We start from the raw sequence: 18,626 nt of genomic DNA on the forward strand, positions 1-18,626 counted from the left end.
GTTTTCATATCTGAGCAATGAAAATTCATTGTTGAGCTATGGGAGCAGCTATGAAAATTGAATATTTACAGGTTATGCACAATGCCAATGTTGGTGATGTGCTGGAAGTAACCGATTTAGAAGCAAATATCTTGATTAAAACGGGTGTTGCAAAGCCTTATGAAGAACCGAAAAAGGCAGCAACTAAACCTAAAAAAGAAGTAAAAACTAGCGAATAAGGCGGTAAAAATGGGCATTTTTGACTGGTTTAGAGGTAAAAAGAGCTTTCAAAGTGTCCATAATGCTGGGCCGACTTTTAAAAGCTTGTTTGTGCAAGAGCCATACTCAGGTGCTTGGCAGAAAAATGATGAACTGACACGAGAAGATATAACTGCTTCTTATGCAGTATTTTCTTGTGTAAGTATTATTTCAAAGGATATTGGTAAATTACCAATTCTCTTGAAACGTAAGCAAGAAGGCGTATTGGTTAATGTCGACATCCCTGACAAGCTGCGTGTTTTAAAGAAACCGAACAATTACCAGACTTGGCAGCAGTTCCAAGAACAATGGACATCTAGTTTATTGCTACGTGGCAATACTTATGTGTGGAAACTGCGTGATGTATTCGGTGAAGTCTACCGAATGGTAGTGCTTAATCCTGATCTTGTTTGCCCACTCGTTGATGACTACGGGAATGTGTTTTATCAGCTAAATACTGACCGCTTGACGCAAACAGAATCAGTGATTGTGCCTGCTTCTGAAATTATTCATGATCGTATCAATGCCTTCTATCACCCATTAGTTGGCTTATCGCCAATTATGGCTTGTGGTGTTTCAGCTGGTATGGGTGTGAAGATCATCAAAAATGCTGCGAACTTCTTTGGGAATGGAAGCAGACCGGGTGGAATCTTGGTTGCACCTGGTTCAATCACTAAAGAGAAGGCAGAAGAAATCCAAGCACGCTGGAATCAAAATTATTCAGGTGCCAATTTCGGAAAGACAGCAGTTATTGGCGATGGAATGACCTATACCCAACTTGGTATGAGTGCCGCTGACTCACAAATGATTGAGCTTCTTGAGATGTCAGGTCGTGTAGTTTGTAGCGTCTTTAATATGCCGCCCTTTAAGATCGGTATTGGCCCAATTCCTGATGATCCTGAAAAAGCAAATGGAATTTACTATTCAGACTGCTTACAAGCTCTCATTGAGGGTCGGGAAAACTTAACTGACGATGGTTTGGATTTACAGTCTTTCAATGTTGAATGCTTTTTAGATATTGATGTGCTTATTCGCATGGATTCAGAACGCTTCCACACAATGGTGCGTGAAGATGTTAAGGGTTCGCTTCTTACGCCGAATGAAGGCCGAGCCAAAGTTGGCAAGTTACCACTTGAAGGTGGTGATACCGTCTACATGCAACAACAGAACTACTCGCTTTCAGCTTTGGCCAAGCGTGATGCAAAAGAAGATCCATTCGGTAAATCCGAAACAACTTCTCAGCCTGATAACTCTCTTAAAGCACTTTACAAGGGCGTGTTTAAAGAGGGTGTGCAGTATCATGAGGGGCAGTTCGTCACGAAGGGTGGCTCCCTGTGGCATGTCCAGAATGACCATTTAGGTGAGTTTGATCATAAGAACTTTAAGTTGTGCGCGAAGGAGTGGACAGAATGAGCATAGTTACGCTGGAAGAAGCCAAAGGCCATCTTAGATATGATGACGATTCCAACGACACCGAGTTGCAGATTTATCTAGATTCTGCTGAATCAACAATTTTGCGTTATGTGGATGAAGAACATCGTGTTGAGCCTTATCCAAAAGAGTTTAGAAGTGCAGTCTTATTGTATGTAGGATACTTTGATAAATACCGTAACGCTGAATCTGACGCACCAGTGAACGGTAATTTCATGCCGCAACCTGTACAGGCTCTTTTATTCACTTATCGAACTCCAACGGCTGTGTGAGGTGACTATGGGGCAGAATGCAGGCGAACTACGCCACCGAGTCACCATCCAACACTATGTTGCTGGTGGTCGTGATGAGGATGGATATCCTATTGAAGGCTCATGGCAGGAATATAAAAAGCTTTGGGCTAAAGTCACACCACATTCAGCAAAAGACTTGATGGCCGCTCAAGCTGATCAATCCGAAGTAGTTGCCAGGATGAAAATCCGCTATCGAGAAGATATCACCACAGAGATGCAAGTCATCTGGAAAGGTCGAACATTCTCAATCCAAAGCCAAGCACTTGATGACAATGAAACAGGCAATATTTATTGCACTTTCTTGTTGGGGCAGGGTCTGGAAAAACCTAAGTAGAGGTGGTTATGGCAGGCGTAGAAGTTGAAATTACAGGTCTTGATGATGTCAAGAATCGACTTCAAAGACTTGCCAATCCTCGTAAAGCTAGAAGCATTGCTCGTAAAGCAGCACGTCAAGCAATGAACATTGTTCGAGATGCTGCTCGATTGAATGCCAAAGCCATTGATGATCCAGATACAAGAGAGAAGATATGGAAAAACGTAAAAGTATCACCCGGAAAAAGTAAGAACAAAGATGTAGTAATTATGCGGGTTGGCGTTGATGGCGGTGCGTCGTTTTCAAACAAAAATCCAAAGCCGACCAGTGGTGGCGATACGAGACATTGGAGATGGATCGAATATGGCCGATCAGGCGTGCCAGCGGTTCCATTCATGCGGCCTGCATTAGCAACCAATATTCAGCAGGTTACAAACAAGTTCGCAGAAGTATTTGATGCTGAACTAGATAAGGAATTGGCAAACCTATGATTTATCTACCGATTTACAAAACTCTGAATGCTGATGCTGCGGTGAAAGCTATCTTTGGTGACAACCTTCGAATCTATGAAGACATCGCACCACTGAATACACCCGTACCATATGCAGTCTGGCAAGAGGTTGGTGGCAATGCTGAGAATAGCCTTGATTGCCCCGCTAGGACTGATCACATCATGTATCAGGTGATTGTGTATGACACCAATCAAAAACGCGCTTATGAAGGGCGTGATGCAATCCGAAGAGCATTAGAAAATCAAAGCTATATCTTGAATCCACGAATCAGCAATTATGAGCCAGATACCAAACTATTTAGCCGTGGCTTTGATGCAAATTGGTTCTTAGCACGATAAACAAATTCACTAACAGGCGTCCATAAGGGCGCTTTTTTTATGCCTGGAGAAATGCAATGGCAGAAATTAAAGTACAAGGCACGAATGTCTATGCATTCGATGGCACAGCAGTAACTCAACTTGTTTGTTTAACGGGTATCGACTTGGGTAGTGACTCAACTACTCGAATTGAAAATACTTGTTTAGATGAAACTCAAAGTAAGTCTTATCTTAATGGACTTAGTGACCCAGCAGAATCAAGTCTTACATTCAATTTAGATCCTGAAAACGAAAGCCATCTCAAACTAATCGAATGGGCCACTGAAAAGAAAGAAGGCTTACAGTTTTATGTGGGTGCCTCAGATGGCACAGCACCAGTCACAGCAACAGGTGGCACGGTTACAGTTCCAACAACTCGTTCTTGGTGGACATTCACTGGTGGCGTATCAACCCCTGTACCGTCATTTGAAGCAGATGCACTAGTTGGCTATACAGTCACTTTGCAACGTTCATCAACTGTTGTTTTCACACCTAAAACCTAACATCTAGCCCCGAAAGGGGCTTTTACTTTTGAGAATTAAAATGGCTAAAGTTGATTTTAAGAAAGCAAAGAATATTACTAAAGCTGGTGCTCCAGTTGAACGTGATGTTAAGTGGGCAGTTGAAGTAACCAAAGAAAATCTTGAACAGTTAAAAACAGTTTCAGAAAACCATGATTTAAAAGTTGGTGATCAGGTTGAATTAGAAGGCCAAGTCTTTGTTAAGCGCATGAGCTTTAAGGCAAGTCGTGAAGCAGCAAAAGCTTTTGAATGGGATATTGATTACGAAGATGTTGAGAAATCTAAACTCAAGTCGGTTGATTCTGATCAACTCCAAGCAACACAACTTTTAGGCACCATTTGCGAAGATGCAAAGGGCACACCTTTCTTCGCATCAGCTCAAGATGTATATGACTCAGATCCGTCTTTCATTGCGGCTTTGTACCAGATTGCTGACGAAGTGAATAACTTCATGGGAAAGTTAGTCAAGAAGAATTCGAGCGAAACGAACTCCTCGGAGAACTTGTCCTCAACGGAATCGGTGGCAGCACCATTGAAGAAGCAGAGCAAAAAATAAGTATTTCTGAAATGGCCTTCTGGAGGGCCTATAGATTGAAATATGGCTCACTAAACCTAGGCAGAAGAGTAGAGCAAGCTGTTGGCAATCTAATGGCCTTCTATGCAAATTCAAATAAAGGAAAAGGCGCCAAACCTTTTTCACCATTTGACTTCATGCCACATGAGCAGAAGCCTAAGCCAGTTGAACTTGATGTTGAAGACTACATGATGAGCATGGTTGGAAAGTAGACATATCTGTTCCCAAGGGGAATGAATTAATCATCCATTTGTCTTGGTCTAAACACTAGTTGTTTTACCATTTCATGTAACTGGTCAATTTGCTTTTGCTGATCTTTGACAACTTGAGCCATCATGTACATTTCAGTTTCGTGGTTTAACCCCTGTTCAAAGCTTTGTTCAAGGCGAGCAATAATTTCCTGATTCATAGAGCGAGTATTTTCTTTAGCTGCTTCTGCAATCTTATCGCGCATCTCTTCAGTCCAACGTAGATTGTACTGAATTGTTAAGTTACCACCATTTTTACTCATCGGAAAACCATATACCACAAATTTGCAATACATATTAGTTCTATTATTCAGGTATTGACAATGCTACCTGATTAATTCTATAGTTGATAATACCTGATTGATAGGAGAATAAAATGGAGGCATTAACAAAACCACAGCGCAAGATGCAGTACAACTTGCGTATTGATCACGAGTTACATGAATGGCTAAAGGAGGTGGCAATTGAAAACGAAAGGCCAGTAAATTATGTAATCACACAAGCAATTAAAAAATTGCGTCAAGAAATAGAGAGTGCGAAAGCATGAATCGTATAGACATGAAAAAAGCCCTTGAGGTGAGAGTCAGGGCTTTTTGATTGTTAACAAACAGTAAGGAATATTAACTATGACAAGTTTAACACAAAACTTTTTAAACCCAAACAATAAGCCTTTTGTTATTGGTGATTTCACAATACGCCAAGATGAAGACGGGCGTTATTGTTTGAATGATCTACATAAGGCGAGTGGAGATTTAGCAAAACACAAGCCTTCAAACTTTTTACGTAATCAACAAACACAAGATTTGATCGTAGAAGTAGAAAGCTTCTCAAATATGAGAAGCTCAGAAGATGACCGATGCTCAAATTTGAGCATCGGTCAAAAAGCAATCAATGTTATTAAGGGCGGAGAAAAACAAGGTGCGTACGTAGTAAAGGAGCTAGTATATGCCTATGCAATGTGGATTAGTCCTAAGTTCCATTTAATGGTTATTCGTGCTTATGACTCACTTGTGATGGAATGGTTATTAAATGGTAAGCAGACAATTTCACCTGAACAGGCAGGAATTCTTTATAACATTGTTCACACACGAGCAAACGGCAATAAAAACCTAATTGTTCAGATGTGGAGCCGTTTGAAGAATCATTTTAAATACTCCGCCAGTTATCGTGAATTACGTGCAATTCATTTTGATGATGCAAAGCATTATCTTGAAGTGATGGATTTAACTAGCAAGCCTGAAAAACATGAAACTTCTGATGCACTCACACAATTGGATGAGTTTGTTAAGAACTTGGCGTCACGTTATCCTGCTTTGCAGAACCCAATTGCACATGAGATTGCGGAGCAGATTAGTGAGAAAATGCAGTACCAGAATACCAATGATGAGCGTCTAGTTTATTATGTGGTAATTAATAAGGGTAAAGTTATTGTAATGCCGCAATCTGTTCATCATTGTTCTTTAAATGTCGTGAAACTTGCAGAAGCAGTTGAGCCATTATTGGAGTTCATTACTGGATATGAAGTAAGACAGAGAGCAAGTAACTTGCGCAAGCTGCCTCTTAAAACTGTACCAATGTAAACCTTCATTTCAATTTATGTTATAAATACCCTCAAATAAGAGGGTATTTTTTATGAAAAAGATTATTTTGCTAAGTTTAATTATTGGGTTGGTTGGTTGTTCTTCAAATCCGATTGATCTTCCATCAAATATTAAAACTATTCCTACTGGTATGGGGAACTCAACATATATTGATGAGGTAGATAAATCATTCCAGCTTAGCACTGAAGTTCCATTTGAAAAAATTAAAGCTTGCTCAGCTGATATTTTCACTAATGACAGTGTGGTTTTGCGTGATAGCGCTGGAAGTTTTGTTGGGATTTATACTGGTAACTATTATCAAAATAAAAACTCAGCTGTAGTGCAAGGAGGTGGATTATTTAAATATGTTGATGATAGTGGACAGACCTTGGTTGCAAGTGGTCGAATTAAAACTAAACCACAACAAGGTGGGTTAATAGTAGATATTATTCAATATGATGCGAAGATTTCATTGAGTAAAAACAATGTCGGTTTGAAATTTAAGAACTTAAAAGCTGCGCAAGAAAATACTGGCGGAACTAGCAATGTAGGTTTTAGAAACATTGGAACATGGTCAGGTGCTAGAGCACCAGCTGCAATTAGTGCAATTGACCAAGTTGCCACTAAATTTAAAAACTGTGTAAACTAAATAATTGTATGAAATGGGGTTTTTATGAAAAATAAAATTTTAATTTTTATTATTACTTTAAATTTATTCGGTTGTACTGCTGATCAAATGTCCAAGGCAACAACAACCACTGCTATGTTTGATAATTCTAAAAATATTAGCACAAGAGAAATGCCAGCCTTTGCAAAAGACAAGTGGCATCCTAGCAATGTATTTTTTGGCGCAAGGTGGTCAGATAGAGCACCAGATTTAATAATTTTGGAGGTTAAATATATGCATGACTTTCAAAACTTGAATTCATTGAGTTTTAATGTTGATGGTGAAATATTTGAAGCTAAGCGTATGAATGTAGTTACAGATATAGAGCGTAATCAATATTATAAGGCAAGCAAAGCACCCTATGTAATCACAATTGATCAAGCTAAAAAGATAGTGAATTCAAAGAATTCTAAGTTTAGAATTACAACACTATCAGGTGAATATACAGATGGTGCTGTTGTTTTGAATGGTGATAAATCAATGGCATACAAAAGTATATTAAATGTATTAAAACAAATATCGTAATTGAATCAATGTCAAATGACCGCCGAAAGGCGGTTTTTTATTCATCGGAGAAAAGTTATGGCAACGAACCTAGGCACTTTGACACTAAATCTTGTTGCGCAAACAGGCAGCTATAATCAGGGTTTACAAAGAGCAGAACGCCAGACAGTGCAAAGCACAGAAAATATGTCAGAAAGCTTTGACATCGTTGGGAGCTCAGTTGCTGCTTTATCTGGTTTGATAGCTGGAATCTCTGTTGCAAGTATTACCGCATTAGCTGTTGAAGCAATTAATACAGGGAATGAAATTAAAAAATTAGCTGACCTTTCAAACGCTTCCACACAACAATTTCAATACTATGCAGTTGGTGCAAAAACCGCAGGAATTGAGTTGGAGCAGTTTGCAGATCAAATGAAAGATATGCAGGATCGTATTGGTGATTTTCAGCAAACTGGCGGTGGTCCGTTAGCTGATTTCTTTACCAATATTGCACCTTTGGTTGGGGTGACAATTGATCAATTCCAGAAGTTGTCTGGACCAGATGCAATTCAATTGTTTTACAGCTCTTTACAAAAAGTCTTTGCTACTGAAAACGATATTAAGTTTTACATGGAAGCAATTATCTCAGATTCTTCAAAGCTAATTCCTTTATTGAGAGATGGAGGAAAGGGTTTTAAAGAGTGGGGAGACCGCGCAAAAGAAGCAGGCGCAATCATGTCTGACAGTATGATCCAGCAAATGTCAGAAGCAAAAGATAATCTTCAAACATACGATTTACAATGGCAAGGCTTAAAAACCACACTCATTAATGAAGCGTTGCCAGCAATAACGGGTGTAATTAAAAACATAGATGTATTAACAAGCGTGCTTACAGTTGGTGGGGCTTTCCTAGTGGGGGCATACATTCCAACTATCTATGCTGCAACTACAGCAATAATTGAAAAAACTAATGTTCAATTAGCTGATATGCGAGCAACTCAATTATCAAATGAGATAACAGCTCATAGAGCTGCAAGGATTTTGCATCTAACAGAAATTGAGCTTAATAATGCGCGTGCCCAAGCTGCACGTATGGCTGGTATGGCAAGGTTGGCTTTTATTGAAAAAACACTTATCCCATTAGAGCAGCAGCACACAGCAGCTCTTGCGGCTAATACCGCAGCCCAGAATGCAAACAATGCTAGCAAATCAATGGCTATTACTGTTGGTAGAGGGCTGCTTGGAGTATTGGGCGGACCTGTTGGATTGGGAATTTTGGTTGCAGGGGCAGCAGCGAGTTATCTATTACTTAGAGATAATACAGATAAAGCAACTAAATCATTGAATGAGAATGGTGCAGCAGTTGATGATGTTGTTAGCCAATATCAGCAATTAACGGAGGCGCAACAACGAAATCAATTAAGAGCTGAAACAGATTCTTTAATTGAGTTAACAAGTAAATATAAAGATGCAAAAGATGAGTTGGTTGCATTAACTTTGAATCTTTACCGATCTGGCGAGGCATCTTCTGATATTGCCAAACAAATTAGTCAGCTTGGTTTGGAGTACAAGAACGGACAAATTAGCGCAGAAACACTAGCAGCAAAAATCAACAAACTAAATGGTGTTAGTGCGGAAGGTAAAGCTAAAATTGATGCTCAGACTGGTGCGGTGAAGCTGGCTAATGAAGAAATGAGTCAGCAAAAAAGCATCACACAAGCCATGATCCAAGAGAATCTAAAATTAGCAGATTCACACGGAAAGGTTGCGGAAAAAATTAGCAAGCAAGCTATTGAAATGTATAAGTTAACTAGTGAGCAACGCTCTTATGTTAATCAAGTGCAGGCAGATACTTTACGTGAAAAGTTTATTCAAGACCAAGTTAGAAATGGTATTGCTAGAGATAGAGCTGAGTTTCAAGCAAATGCATATGCAAGTGCAAAAGTAGATCTTTCAAAACCAAATCAAATTCCAAATTTGGTTGTTGAAGCTGAAAAGCAAGCTTGGGCAATCGAGAGGGCTAGCAAAATACGCGAGGAGGCTGAAAAAAAGGCTGATGAAGTTGCCAAAAAACGCGAATCTGATCGAAGTAAGGCACTAAATGAGGCTGAAAAATTAAGAGAGAAACAATATCAGGACCGTGAAGATATTTATTATAAATATGCTACACGTGAAATGAAGATTGAAAAAGATCTTCAGATTGAGCTTAAAAAAATTCGAGAAGCTGAGTTTCCTAATCAAAAAATGCAAGCTGGTTATATCGACAATGCTGAATCTAGAAGTGCCCTAGAGATACTTTTATACAAAGCACAACTAGATGCCGAATTAAAAGAATGGAAAAACTCAGAACAGGAAAAGCTTAATCATAAAGTTTATATCAATGAGCTAATGATTCAGCTTGATTCCGATATGAATGAGGAGCAAAAGAAGCTAGCAATTCAGTCATTGATTGGAAGATCAAATCAAGAACTAGCATGGATACGGTTGGAGCAACAGCAGCGACTTTTAGATTCACGCCAATTCTATATGTCTGATGCTGAATACATGCAAGAACGGTATCGCTTAGAGAGGTTAGAACTTGAAAAAATTAATGATCTAAATGAGCGTAATACACTATTAGCCATTAAATATGCTGAAGAAGAATTTGAGAAGCGCAAGAATCTCAAAGATGCTTCAATGGCATGGGGGCAAAGTTATGCAGATATGACTGGTTCAGGTGCGCGCTTTCAATTGGAGCGTGACCGTTTTGATCGGTACGATGAATCACAGGATTTATTTGATTCACAAATGGCATTAGCTGAAACCGCAGCCGAACGTGAGGCGATCTGGAAAGCTCATAATGACCGTATGCGGTTAATTGATGAGGACTATTGGAACAGAACAAAGTCTTATCAACTTGGCATGGCGGCAGATGTATTTGGCGGCTTATCTGGGGTGATGCTTAACTTTGTTGACGAAAGTTCAAGTTCATATCGAGCTTTAGTCGCCATCCAAAAAGGGGCTAACCTTGCCAGTGTATTAATGAACAGTGTGACAGCTATTAGTGCTGCTTGGGCATCAGCACCTTTCCCTTACAACATGCCAGCAGTAGCAATGGCAACTCTTGAAACGGGGGCATTACAAGCGACATTACAAGCATTCACACCTCAAGGCTTCGCAAACGGTGGTTACACGGGTGCTGGTGGTAAATACGATCCAGCAGGCATAGTCCATAAAGGCGAGGTTGTTTTCTCGCAAGATGATGTAGCTCGCTGGGGTGGTGTTGGTAATGTGGAAGCAATGCGTACTGGCAAAGGCTTTGCGGATGGTGGTGTTGTAGATACTAAAGTTTTGGATATGGCAAATAACCAAGCAATAAGTGGCTACCTCTCAGACCGTCAGGCAGCGAATGAGCAGGCGGCTAATGCTTCAGAAGCTATAAATCAATTCACTATTAACAACTTCATTGACCCTAAGGAGATTCCACAAGCAATGGCAACCCCTTATGGAGCGAAGGTGTTTATGAACTTTATCAAACTCCACAAATCTACAATTCGTGGTATGTTAGGTGTGCCTAGTTAATAGGCACTTCTAATTGATAATAAAGGTAAAATATGAGTGATTTAAGAAATACAGAAATAAGACTTCTAGCACTTGTTGTAAAAGCTGATCCTGAGCGTTTCCGTAATGGTGGTGATCCAATTACTCTTGCATGTAATGGAGTTATTATTTCTGGTAGACCTGTCCCAAGAAGTGTTTTTCTGGAAGCCAGACAAAATGCAACCCTCAAAGCTTTTGAAGATTTAGCATTAGAAGCATCTACACCAGAAGAAATTAAGGAAGATGAGGAGAAAGGGGACTTAATAGAGAACATTCATAAATTATTTTTGATTGATGCTCAGTATTATATCGGTGACAAGGTCATACCTTCACAGGATGGTACATTTGTAGTTGTTAATATTGACTCTATTGATGCATATCATTTTGGAAAACTAACGTTGGCTTGATAAAACCAAAATTCTATTGAACCGACCTACTGTGGTCGGTTTTTTAACGCCTACACTTTAGATACACACGTATAAGAGATAACCAGAACTGAGTCGCTTTCGAGCGGCTTTTTTCATTTCTACAAAAAGCAAAACCCTCGACGGCAATCGAGGGTTCTTTAAATCAACTTAACCAGCGAGATCAAGGAGACATAACTATATGTTCAATAAAGATACCAGTTTTTCACTCAACTTACTAGGGGTTAATATGAACGTAATTAATCTTGAACCAGATAGTTTTATTAAATTAATAGCTTTCGTAGTTGCATGTTATATCGTTATAAAGATTGTGCATCTATTAATTAAGTTTGCAGAAAATCGACTAGGGCTTAAGTGAATGAATAATCAACTGAGTTATATCAGCTTAATGGCAACTATAACTTCAATTATTTGGATGCATCTTAATGACTGAGCCAGCTATTGAGAGAACTTAGAACCGACCTGAAAATGGTCGGTTTTTTTATGGGTGAAATATATGAAAGTCACAGTAAACGGGCATGAATATATCTTGCTCACCAAATGTCCATTACTTGAAACAACTGAACGATATGAGTTTAAGACTGATGTGCACCAAAGCTTTGATGCTTCGAATGAGGAAAGGATTCCTTTGCTTGATGTAGCGCGTCAATCTTTCAACTGGTCAATGATGGCATTTAGAAATGAAGTGCCTGAAATGTTCAATGATTTGTACTCTTGGATGCGCAAAGAGTATTTGGTGCCGCAGCCTTTAGAATCACAACTGGTAGGCAATCTATCAGATGACTTTGTTGAGACCGATACAAGTAACTTGGGTATCAATGTTGGCACCTTGATCCTTGTGCATGCTGTGGGAGTTTTAAAGGTTGCAGAAGTCACCGAAATTGGTAGATATGAGGTGATTGAAGATGAGCCAGTATACATTGATGGATATCGATTAAATGGGGCTGTAATGGCATCTGATGCGAAGATAATCCCATTGCGAAAGGTAATCATTGCAGGCAATCCAACATCACAAGCCAATGGCCTAATGTTCAAGCCAACAATCGCTTTAAGAGTGACTGACAGTGTTGAATATCTAGTGGCAGCAGATCCGCAACAATACAAAGGCGATGACATTTATTTCACACCTTTATTGCTTGATGGAGACTTTCTCGATATCAACTTTGAACAGCATCAAACGATTGTAGATGGTGAGGTAGGGCAGTTCTGGCAATTTACGCATTGGATCAATCCTCTGATCAACAAGAACTTTCGCGTGATCATGAAGAGTCGCCAAGAATACATTGATTACAAGAAGTGGTTCTACCGCAGACGTGGACGTTTAAATCAGTTTTGGATGCCGAGTTATCAGAACAACTTCAACTTAGTATCTCGTTCTGCTTCAAGTATAACAGTTAAGAATGACAACTTTCTGAGTGACCGAAAGAACATTGCTATCAAAGCAAATGGTATTTGGACGGCTCATTCAGTCACATCTTCAAGTGTTAGTGGTGCAAATATCGTGATGAACCTGACTCCTCAGCCTCCTCTAAATATTGATCGTGTTTCGTACCTTGGCTTGTACCGGTTAAACAGTGACGCAGTTGAGTTCTATTTCAATGGCGCTGAAATTGTAGAGGCAACTGTTCCAATAGTTGAGTTATCACCATGATGAACCTATTCAAATCTAAAAAGGACTTATTTGAGTTCAAGCATGGCGACAAAACATGGTACTTCACAAGCGCAGCAAAGGCTGTTGAGCATAATGGGCGCACTTATCTGCCATTGGTTGTGGGGCGTAGTGACATTACAGATGAAGACATTGATAAATGCGATACAGAGATAACTTTCCCATACCCGATGCAAATTTTGAATGCTGAAGGTGATGATCTACAAGCTTTATTCATCAACAAGATCTACTACAAGAGTGTCACGGTAACGATTCTGGAACTCTATAAAGGTGTGACATTGGTCATCCACATTGGCCGTATTACACAACCCAAGTTTGATGATGATGCAAAAACTATGACACTTGTGAGCTCTACAGCAGAGACTCAACAGAACAAAAGCATTCTGACACGCAAGTTTCAAAAGACTTGTTCAAACAAAATCTATGATCGTATTTGTGGGCTTAAGATTGAAGATTGGTCGGTTGAAGTCACTGTGACTGCAATCAGTGGACTGACTGTTAGTTTCACGATAAATAACAGTTCCATGTATCCAGAAAACTATTTCAGCCGTGGTGTGCTTTATAAGAATGGAATCTTTACAAGCATCATGTCTAGCGTGGGCGGGAGTTTAGTTTTGGGTCGTCAGCATTTTGGAATGGAAGTAGGGGATGTTGTGATGATCGCACCTGGTTGTGACCAGACAAGAGCAGGTCCATGTCACACCATCTTTGATAACCATCTCCGCTTCATGGGTTTCCCTAATATTCCAGCATCCAATCCTGTTAATGATCAGATAATTAAGTGAGGTGAGTAATGGTTATTGCACCATGGATTATCTACGCCATCTTAGCAATTACGGTGGCTACAGCTGTTTATTCGTATTACAACATGCGAAAAATGCAGAGAAAGAATAGTGCAGAACCATCTCAAATGGACGGTTCGCTTGCTGACGAAGGTGTCTCTTTTTCTTCTATTTTTGGCTCTCCACACATTCATGGAAATATTGTATGGAAAGGCAACGAGAGTACGGAAGCCATTACAACCAAAGGGGGTAAGAAATGAAAATTTATATGTCCGACATACGAAAGGCAAACATGTGCTCGCGGGGAACTCGGGCATTTTTTTTGGCGAGAGGTTGGGATTTTCAGGACTTCTTACTGAATGGTTTAGATGAAGAAAACTTTATTAATACTGGCGATGCAATGGCACTGCAAGTTGTAGAGGTAGCTAGAAATGGGCGGAAGCAGTAAACAAGTAATCGGATACAACTATTTTGCAGGGTTGCAGGTTGTTATCGGCAACTGTATTGAGCAAATTATAAATATCAATCCTGATAATCGTGGGTGGATATTCACCAAACCTGAAGAACTTAACCAGCTTAAAATTGGTGACACCTCCATGACTGTATTAAAAGGGGATATTTTTGGTGGAGAAAAAGGGGAGGGTGGCTGGTCAGGAATTATTGACATTCACACAGGGCGCGAAGAGTATCTACGTCAGAATGACTACCTGGCAGCTCAAGATAGCGAGCTGGTTTCATCCTTTCCTAATTTATCTTATCTAGTTTTTCGAGGATTTAAGGCAAATACAACTGAACCTGCCACAGATCAGGGCTTCTTTTTATGTGCTATGTCAGGAATGCTAAAAGAGGTATTGTACTGGCCAAAGCGAATTCACATAAAAGATAATGGGGCACTGCAATGGTACGATGAAAAGGCTGAAATTCTTGACGGTGAATTTATTATTGTAGAGCCACATGATTTCACTTTCTTGGCTTCAAGAGGAAATAACGGAGTTATAACAACCCAAACAATAAGTTACAATGCAAACTTGAAGACATTTAGCCCAAACAAGTCTGGCGGTGGTGAGGGTGGCAGTTCTCAAAATCCATTCACTGGTTATCATGAAGAAACACAGTCTTTCACAAACACGTCTCCATATAAGATAAAAATCAGAGTTGAATCAACAACCGTTGGCGCGTCAACAAGTGGAGACAAGAACTATATAAAAATAGTGGCCCCATTGGAGTCTTTTTCAGAAATCGCTTGGTGCAGCAACTCAAAATATAATCCAAGTACAAATCAGCACGTTATGGGCGCATCTCTAGACATCTTCTTTCTTGAAATACAGCCCGCTGATGATGATAGAGTTGGTTTGGATTTAAACGTTATACATAAAATTAGGGAAATCATTACGGATGACACTGCGATGAATAAGCCAGAGTCGATGATCAATGATGTGAACTTTATGGCAGCTGCTGATCGTATATTTGATGAGTCGTTAGGTGTTTCTGGTGCATTTACTGAGAAATCCTGCAAAGAGGCAATTGATGAACTTCTATTTCATATCGAAGCTGGAATACGTTTAAATCGACAAACAGGGCAATACGAAATAGTTTTGTTTCGTGATGATTTGCTTAATTTAAGCATTGCTCCTGTATTTAATAAAAGCAACATTAAGTCTTTCAATATTGAAATTGCGAATGTTGATGATGTAATTAACTCGGTTAATGTGAATTACTATGATCGTCAAAACATTAAAAGCTCTTCATTTTCTCTTGATGAAATTGGTTCTGTGTTGTCATCCGAGGTAAATGCTCAAACTCTTGATTTTCCATATTTCATGAATAGAAGAAATGCAGAATTGGTGGGTAATTGGAAGCTAAAACAGCTTTCAACTCCAACGCGCAAAGGCACATTCACAACAGGAAAATATGAAGCTCGCAAGATCAATAAATATGATGTTGTGAAGCTGACTTGGGCCAATCAAAATATGAATGAAGTGCCAGTTCGTATTATGAAGATTGGTCTTGGAGATGGTCGAGACAATACTGTTTCATTGGATTGGGTTGAAGTTATTCCTTATTCATCAACCATATTCCCTACAATCAATGTAGATCCACCAACTTCTGTGGTATTACCGCCTCAGCCGAACCAAAGTGTAGTTTTCGAAATGCCGTATTTTGAAGCTGTACAACGATTTGGACAAACACAAGTTGATGCCGAGTTGGCTAACAACCCTGATCTTGGATATTTAGTTGTTGCGACTAAAAAGCCTCAAAACAATTCTATCAATGCTTTGCTATATACAGATGATGAAAGTGGATATCAACAAGCTTCAATAGTTGATTATTGTCCTGTTGCAACTTTAGATCAGAACATTGGATATTTGAATTCATCATTCGCTGTTAAGAATGTTGCATCAATTAGTCAGGCTGAAGTTGGTACATTGATTCTTTGTGATGAAGAGTTGATGGTTTACCAAAGTTATGACGCATCGACAAAGATACTAACTGTCAAACGGGCAGCACTAGACACAGTACCAAAACCGCATTCACAAGATGCGGTTTTTTACTTCTATGATGCTTTTAATGCATTCGATTCTGAACAATATGTTTTAAACGAAGTGATTCATGCGAAAGTGCTGACAACTACACCAAGCGGCATCTTAGATATTAATGAAGCTTCTGTAATGTCATTAGAAATGAATGCACGCCCTAATCGGCCTTATCCGCCTGCAAACGTCAAAATCAATTCTGAATACTACCCAGAAGAGATTGAAACTGATCTTGTTGTGACGTGGGTTGATCGTAATAGATTGCAGCAAACTGGTGGCTCAATACTCGGTTGGACTGATGGCGGTGTTGCACTAGAAGGTGGAGCAGCAACGATGCTAGTCATTAAAGAGCTAAATGGAGCTAATGTTGTGATAGCAACTCACAATGTAAATGCAACAGGAACCAGCTCTTACACACTACCGATTGCATCTATGCAAGCTGACACTGTAAAGCTTGAAGTATCTGCAAAAACCACTAGAGATGGCTATGAGTCTTATCAGTATTTCAAGCATACCGTTGAGCTTTCAACGTTCTTTAGTGCGCCATATGACATTCATTATACTGTGAGATAAAAATGGCTATCATAGATTACACATACAAAATTGATGGGTTCTTCAATACCGTCAATTACTATAGATCAACAACTCCTCTTAACGTGGGGGCTATGCCCCCGCCAATAGCAACAGGAATAACAGGTCTAACATATACCGATTCTACCGCTGCCTCTGATGCTGATTACTATGTGAGATTTGGTAGTGTAAAAGCAGGAATAGAGAAGCTAAGTAGTCAGATATCTGTATCAACAAGAGGTATCGTTGAATACGCTGATACTTACTTGAACTTGTTTGCGGATGTGATTGATAGGGGATTAAAGCCAAAGACCTTTACAGCAACATCAATAACTTATTCCGCAAATTTTGCTGTCTTTAATGGAACAAGCTCATATATATCAACTCCAGCTCATGCGGACTTTGGTTTTGGCACAGGAGATATGACTGTTGAATGCGCAATAAAAAGCACATCAACAGTTTCTAGATGCCTGATTGATTTCAGGGATGGAACAAACGGCAACGTATCGCTCTGGTACGACAAGGACGGTGTTTATTGGCTTGACCAGTTAACATTTGAAAAGACTTCTTTGGTAACTCTTAATGACGGAAATGTTCATCACATAGCTGTTGTCAGATGGGGAAGCATGCTGAGAGTTTATATTGATGGCGTATCTAGATTTTCTAAAACATCATCTCAAAACTACGGAACGTCAAGACAGGTCAATATAGGAAGAGCACATAATGGCACTGGATATTTTGACGGTTCAATTAGAAAAGTCAGGATAACCAAAGGTGTAGCTGTATATAAAGCAAAATTCACTATAACTTATCAAATTTAGTGCCCCAATCGGGGCTTTTTTATTATCTGGAGAAAGTGAATGGAACCAGTTTCAACTGGCGGTTTTGCAGCAATTTTAAAGTTTTACGGGGTAGCAATCATGGTGACTTTAGCAGTCGCTTTGGTTGCAGCAGTTGTGATGATGACTCGAATGCCAAGGTCTCCACAGGAGTGGGCAGTAGGGCTGATTTGCACAGTGGTATCGAGCCTTGCAGGTGGGTCTTTCATCATCATGAAATTCACACTCCATGCATGGGCTACAGATACATGGGGATGGTTTGCAATCGGCGGTTTGTTCTTTATGTGTGGTTTACCCGGCTGGGCATTGGTCCGTTGGATATTCAACTTTATTGACAAGCAAGAAGGTAAAACGATTGTAGAAGTGATCAAAGAAATCAAGAAAGCAAAGAACGATATTTCAGGCGGTGAGACATGAATTTTGATAAAGCATTTGAACGACTAATTGGGCATGAAGCAGGCTATTCAATCGATAAGCGTGATCCTGGTAATTGGACTGGCGGGAAAGTTGGTGTAGGTGCTTTAAAAGGTACCAAGTTTGGCATAGCTGCCAACACCTACCCAAATCTTGATATCAAGAATCTAACCATTGATCAGGCAAAGCAGATCTATAAAAAGGATTGGTGGGATAAATTGGGTGCAGATAGTTTGCATTCATCTATCGTCTTTCAGCTTTGGGATTTTGCTATTAATGCAGGGAAGTCGCGAGCAATCAAAGAGCTTCAACAAGTGGCTGGCGTACCAGATGATGGAATCATTGGCCCTAAAACGATTACTGCAGTAAAGGCTATGGATGTAAATGATGTACTTCTAAAGCTCAATGCAGAGCGTTTGAAGTTCTATACATCGTTGAGCACATGGCCTACATACGGCAAAGGTTGGACTAATCGTGTTGCGGAGAATCTAATCTATGCAGCAGAAGATAATTCAGAAGCAATGTAAACGCTCTAAATTTGCAACCATTATCACAGTGCTGTGTCTCTTATTTTCTGGATGCACAGCTCATAGCATTAA

At 39.7% G+C, this 18,626-nt stretch carries 24 protein-coding genes; 23 read left to right on the forward strand and 1 reads right to left on the reverse strand.

Annotated features, from left to right (window positions below; translation table 11 throughout):
• Nucleotides 1-50 precede the first annotated feature (50 nt).
• The 9 genes from MN869_RS09565 (at nucleotide 51) to MN869_RS20475 (ending at nucleotide 4,449) form a co-directional block, all read left to right on the forward strand.
• Entirely contained in the window at nucleotides 51-218 is a 168-nt protein-coding gene (locus MN869_RS09565; protein ID WP_243307314.1) for a hypothetical protein, read from the forward strand.
• A 10-nt stretch (nucleotides 219-228) separates the two neighbouring features.
• The gene (locus MN869_RS09570; RefSeq protein ID WP_243307316.1) at nucleotides 229-1,650 is read left to right on the forward strand and encodes a phage portal protein; all 1,422 of its coding nucleotides are present in this window, start codon (nucleotides 229-231) and stop codon (nucleotides 1,648-1,650) included.
• Nucleotides 1,647-1,940 carry a head-tail connector protein gene (locus tag MN869_RS09575; protein WP_243307318.1) on the forward strand — a complete coding sequence of 98 codons (294 nt, stop codon included), beginning with the start codon at nucleotides 1,647-1,649 and terminating at the stop codon, nucleotides 1,938-1,940. Before MN869_RS09570 ends, MN869_RS09575 begins: the two co-directional genes overlap by 4 nt.
• A gap of 7 nt (nucleotides 1,941-1,947) precedes the next feature.
• A complete protein-coding gene (locus MN869_RS09580; RefSeq protein WP_243307320.1) occupies nucleotides 1,948-2,295 on the forward strand; it encodes a phage head closure protein in 348 nt (115 codons plus the stop codon).
• An 8-nt stretch (nucleotides 2,296-2,303) separates the two neighbouring features.
• A complete protein-coding gene (locus MN869_RS09585) occupies nucleotides 2,304-2,765 on the forward strand; it encodes an HK97-gp10 family putative phage morphogenesis protein (RefSeq protein ID WP_241345160.1) in 462 nt (153 codons plus the stop codon).
• The gene (locus MN869_RS09590; RefSeq protein ID WP_243307322.1) at nucleotides 2,762-3,124 is read left to right on the forward strand and encodes a DUF3168 domain-containing protein; all 363 of its coding nucleotides are present in this window, start codon (nucleotides 2,762-2,764) and stop codon (nucleotides 3,122-3,124) included. The genes MN869_RS09585 and MN869_RS09590 overlap by 4 nt, the downstream gene beginning before the upstream one ends.
• A 56-nt stretch (nucleotides 3,125-3,180) precedes the next feature.
• Complete coding sequence (locus tag MN869_RS09595; RefSeq protein WP_243307325.1) at nucleotides 3,181-3,645, forward strand: phage tail tube protein; 465 nt, start codon at nucleotides 3,181-3,183, stop codon at nucleotides 3,643-3,645.
• A 40-nt stretch (nucleotides 3,646-3,685) separates the two neighbouring features.
• Complete coding sequence (locus tag MN869_RS09600; RefSeq protein WP_243307327.1) at nucleotides 3,686-4,219, forward strand: phage tail assembly chaperone family protein, TAC; 534 nt, start codon at nucleotides 3,686-3,688, stop codon at nucleotides 4,217-4,219.
• A 92-nt stretch (nucleotides 4,220-4,311) separates the two neighbouring features.
• Nucleotides 4,312-4,449, forward strand: a complete 138-nt coding sequence (locus MN869_RS20475) for a hypothetical protein (RefSeq protein ID WP_347709333.1) — start codon at nucleotides 4,312-4,314, stop codon at nucleotides 4,447-4,449.
• A gap of 26 nt (nucleotides 4,450-4,475) precedes the next feature.
• Here MN869_RS20475 and MN869_RS09610 read toward each other — a convergent pair whose 3' ends face one another.
• Entirely contained in the window at nucleotides 4,476-4,748 is a 273-nt protein-coding gene (locus MN869_RS09610; RefSeq protein ID WP_243307332.1) for an Arc family DNA-binding protein, read from the reverse strand.
• Nucleotides 4,749-4,861: 113 nt separating this feature from the next.
• Between MN869_RS09610 and MN869_RS09615 the strand changes: the two genes are divergently transcribed.
• The 14 genes from MN869_RS09615 (at nucleotide 4,862) to MN869_RS09675 (ending at nucleotide 18,554) form a co-directional block, all read left to right on the forward strand.
• On the forward strand, nucleotides 4,862-5,032 hold the full coding sequence (locus tag MN869_RS09615) for an Arc family DNA-binding protein (protein ID WP_243307334.1): 171 nt from the start codon (nucleotides 4,862-4,864) through the stop codon (nucleotides 5,030-5,032).
• A gap of 79 nt (nucleotides 5,033-5,111) precedes the next feature.
• Complete coding sequence (locus tag MN869_RS09620) at nucleotides 5,112-6,065, forward strand: KilA-N domain-containing protein (RefSeq protein ID WP_243307336.1); 954 nt, start codon at nucleotides 5,112-5,114, stop codon at nucleotides 6,063-6,065.
• A 52-nt stretch (nucleotides 6,066-6,117) separates the two neighbouring features.
• Nucleotides 6,118-6,714 (forward strand): hypothetical protein, encoded by a 597-nt coding sequence (locus MN869_RS09625; RefSeq protein WP_243307346.1) that lies wholly within the window; start codon nucleotides 6,118-6,120, stop codon nucleotides 6,712-6,714.
• 24 nt (nucleotides 6,715-6,738) lie between these two features.
• Nucleotides 6,739-7,257: a hypothetical protein gene (locus tag MN869_RS09630; protein ID WP_241332996.1), complete on the forward strand. Its 519-nt coding sequence runs from the start codon at nucleotides 6,739-6,741 to the stop codon at nucleotides 7,255-7,257.
• 57 nt (nucleotides 7,258-7,314) lie between these two features.
• Nucleotides 7,315-10,776 (forward strand): hypothetical protein, encoded by a 3,462-nt coding sequence (locus tag MN869_RS09635; RefSeq protein ID WP_243307348.1) that lies wholly within the window; start codon nucleotides 7,315-7,317, stop codon nucleotides 10,774-10,776.
• 32 nt (nucleotides 10,777-10,808) lie between these two features.
• Nucleotides 10,809-11,201 carry a hypothetical protein gene (locus tag MN869_RS09640; protein WP_243307350.1) on the forward strand — a complete coding sequence of 131 codons (393 nt, stop codon included), beginning with the start codon at nucleotides 10,809-10,811 and terminating at the stop codon, nucleotides 11,199-11,201.
• A gap of 514 nt (nucleotides 11,202-11,715) precedes the next feature.
• A complete protein-coding gene (locus tag MN869_RS09645) occupies nucleotides 11,716-12,870 on the forward strand; it encodes a hypothetical protein (protein ID WP_243307352.1) in 1,155 nt (384 codons plus the stop codon).
• A complete protein-coding gene (locus tag MN869_RS09650) occupies nucleotides 12,867-13,673 on the forward strand; it encodes a phage BR0599 family protein (RefSeq protein WP_243307354.1) in 807 nt (268 codons plus the stop codon). The genes MN869_RS09645 and MN869_RS09650 overlap by 4 nt, the downstream gene beginning before the upstream one ends.
• An 8-nt stretch (nucleotides 13,674-13,681) precedes the next feature.
• Complete coding sequence (locus MN869_RS09655) at nucleotides 13,682-13,930, forward strand: hypothetical protein (RefSeq protein WP_243307355.1); 249 nt, start codon at nucleotides 13,682-13,684, stop codon at nucleotides 13,928-13,930.
• A gap of 62 nt (nucleotides 13,931-13,992) precedes the next feature.
• Entirely contained in the window at nucleotides 13,993-14,118 is a 126-nt protein-coding gene (locus MN869_RS20405; RefSeq protein WP_279324139.1) for a hypothetical protein, read from the forward strand.
• Nucleotides 14,102-16,777: a phage tail protein gene (locus MN869_RS09660; protein ID WP_243307357.1), complete on the forward strand. Its 2,676-nt coding sequence runs from the start codon at nucleotides 14,102-14,104 to the stop codon at nucleotides 16,775-16,777. The genes MN869_RS20405 and MN869_RS09660 overlap by 17 nt, the downstream gene beginning before the upstream one ends.
• A 2-nt stretch (nucleotides 16,778-16,779) precedes the next feature.
• Nucleotides 16,780-17,595, forward strand: a complete 816-nt coding sequence (locus tag MN869_RS09665) for a LamG domain-containing protein (RefSeq protein WP_243307366.1) — start codon at nucleotides 16,780-16,782, stop codon at nucleotides 17,593-17,595.
• Nucleotides 17,596-17,634: 39 nt separating this feature from the next.
• A complete protein-coding gene (locus tag MN869_RS09670; RefSeq protein WP_005145920.1) occupies nucleotides 17,635-18,030 on the forward strand; it encodes a hypothetical protein in 396 nt (131 codons plus the stop codon).
• Nucleotides 18,027-18,554, forward strand: coding sequence for a glycosyl hydrolase 108 family protein (locus MN869_RS09675; protein ID WP_243307369.1), 528 nt, complete (start codon nucleotides 18,027-18,029; stop codon nucleotides 18,552-18,554). Before MN869_RS09670 ends, MN869_RS09675 begins: the two co-directional genes overlap by 4 nt.
• The last annotated feature ends 72 nt before the right edge of the window (nucleotides 18,555-18,626 follow it).

The sequence above is a fragment of the Acinetobacter sp. NIPH1876 genome (genome assembly GCF_022808535.1).
GTDB lineage: Bacteria > Pseudomonadota > Gammaproteobacteria > Pseudomonadales > Moraxellaceae > Acinetobacter > Acinetobacter higginsii.

Bases quoted from the DNA above. Each gene is read 5' to 3' on its own strand.
- MN869_RS09565 (WP_243307314.1), top strand. From the start codon at position 51: ATGAAAATTGAATATTTACAGGTTATGCACAATGCCAATGTTGGTGAT.
- MN869_RS09570 (WP_243307316.1), top strand. From the start codon at position 229: ATGGGCATTTTTGACTGGTTTAGAGGTAAAAAGAGCTTTCAAAGTGTC.
- MN869_RS09575 (WP_243307318.1), top strand. From the start codon at position 1,647: ATGAGCATAGTTACGCTGGAAGAAGCCAAAGGCCATCTTAGATATGAT.
- MN869_RS09580 (WP_243307320.1), top strand. From the start codon at position 1,948: ATGGGGCAGAATGCAGGCGAACTACGCCACCGAGTCACCATCCAACAC.
- MN869_RS09585 (WP_241345160.1), top strand. From the start codon at position 2,304: ATGGCAGGCGTAGAAGTTGAAATTACAGGTCTTGATGATGTCAAGAAT.
- MN869_RS09590 (WP_243307322.1), top strand. From the start codon at position 2,762: ATGATTTATCTACCGATTTACAAAACTCTGAATGCTGATGCTGCGGTG.
- MN869_RS09595 (WP_243307325.1), top strand. From the start codon at position 3,181: ATGGCAGAAATTAAAGTACAAGGCACGAATGTCTATGCATTCGATGGC.
- MN869_RS09600 (WP_243307327.1), top strand. From the start codon at position 3,686: ATGGCTAAAGTTGATTTTAAGAAAGCAAAGAATATTACTAAAGCTGGT.
- MN869_RS20475 (WP_347709333.1), top strand. From the start codon at position 4,312: ATGGCCTTCTATGCAAATTCAAATAAAGGAAAAGGCGCCAAACCTTTT.
- MN869_RS09610 (WP_243307332.1), bottom strand. From the start codon at position 4,748: ATGAGTAAAAATGGTGGTAACTTAACAATTCAGTACAATCTACGTTGG.
- MN869_RS09615 (WP_243307334.1), top strand. From the start codon at position 4,862: ATGGAGGCATTAACAAAACCACAGCGCAAGATGCAGTACAACTTGCGT.
- MN869_RS09620 (WP_243307336.1), top strand. From the start codon at position 5,112: ATGACAAGTTTAACACAAAACTTTTTAAACCCAAACAATAAGCCTTTT.
- MN869_RS09625 (WP_243307346.1), top strand. From the start codon at position 6,118: ATGAAAAAGATTATTTTGCTAAGTTTAATTATTGGGTTGGTTGGTTGT.
- MN869_RS09630 (WP_241332996.1), top strand. From the start codon at position 6,739: ATGAAAAATAAAATTTTAATTTTTATTATTACTTTAAATTTATTCGGT.
- MN869_RS09635 (WP_243307348.1), top strand. From the start codon at position 7,315: ATGGCAACGAACCTAGGCACTTTGACACTAAATCTTGTTGCGCAAACA.
- MN869_RS09640 (WP_243307350.1), top strand. From the start codon at position 10,809: ATGAGTGATTTAAGAAATACAGAAATAAGACTTCTAGCACTTGTTGTA.
- MN869_RS09645 (WP_243307352.1), top strand. From the start codon at position 11,716: ATGAAAGTCACAGTAAACGGGCATGAATATATCTTGCTCACCAAATGT.
- MN869_RS09650 (WP_243307354.1), top strand. From the start codon at position 12,867: ATGATGAACCTATTCAAATCTAAAAAGGACTTATTTGAGTTCAAGCAT.
- MN869_RS09655 (WP_243307355.1), top strand. From the start codon at position 13,682: ATGGTTATTGCACCATGGATTATCTACGCCATCTTAGCAATTACGGTG.
- MN869_RS09660 (WP_243307357.1), top strand. From the start codon at position 14,102: ATGGGCGGAAGCAGTAAACAAGTAATCGGATACAACTATTTTGCAGGG.
- MN869_RS09665 (WP_243307366.1), top strand. From the start codon at position 16,780: ATGGCTATCATAGATTACACATACAAAATTGATGGGTTCTTCAATACC.
- MN869_RS09670 (WP_005145920.1), top strand. From the start codon at position 17,635: ATGGAACCAGTTTCAACTGGCGGTTTTGCAGCAATTTTAAAGTTTTAC.
- MN869_RS09675 (WP_243307369.1), top strand. From the start codon at position 18,027: ATGAATTTTGATAAAGCATTTGAACGACTAATTGGGCATGAAGCAGGC.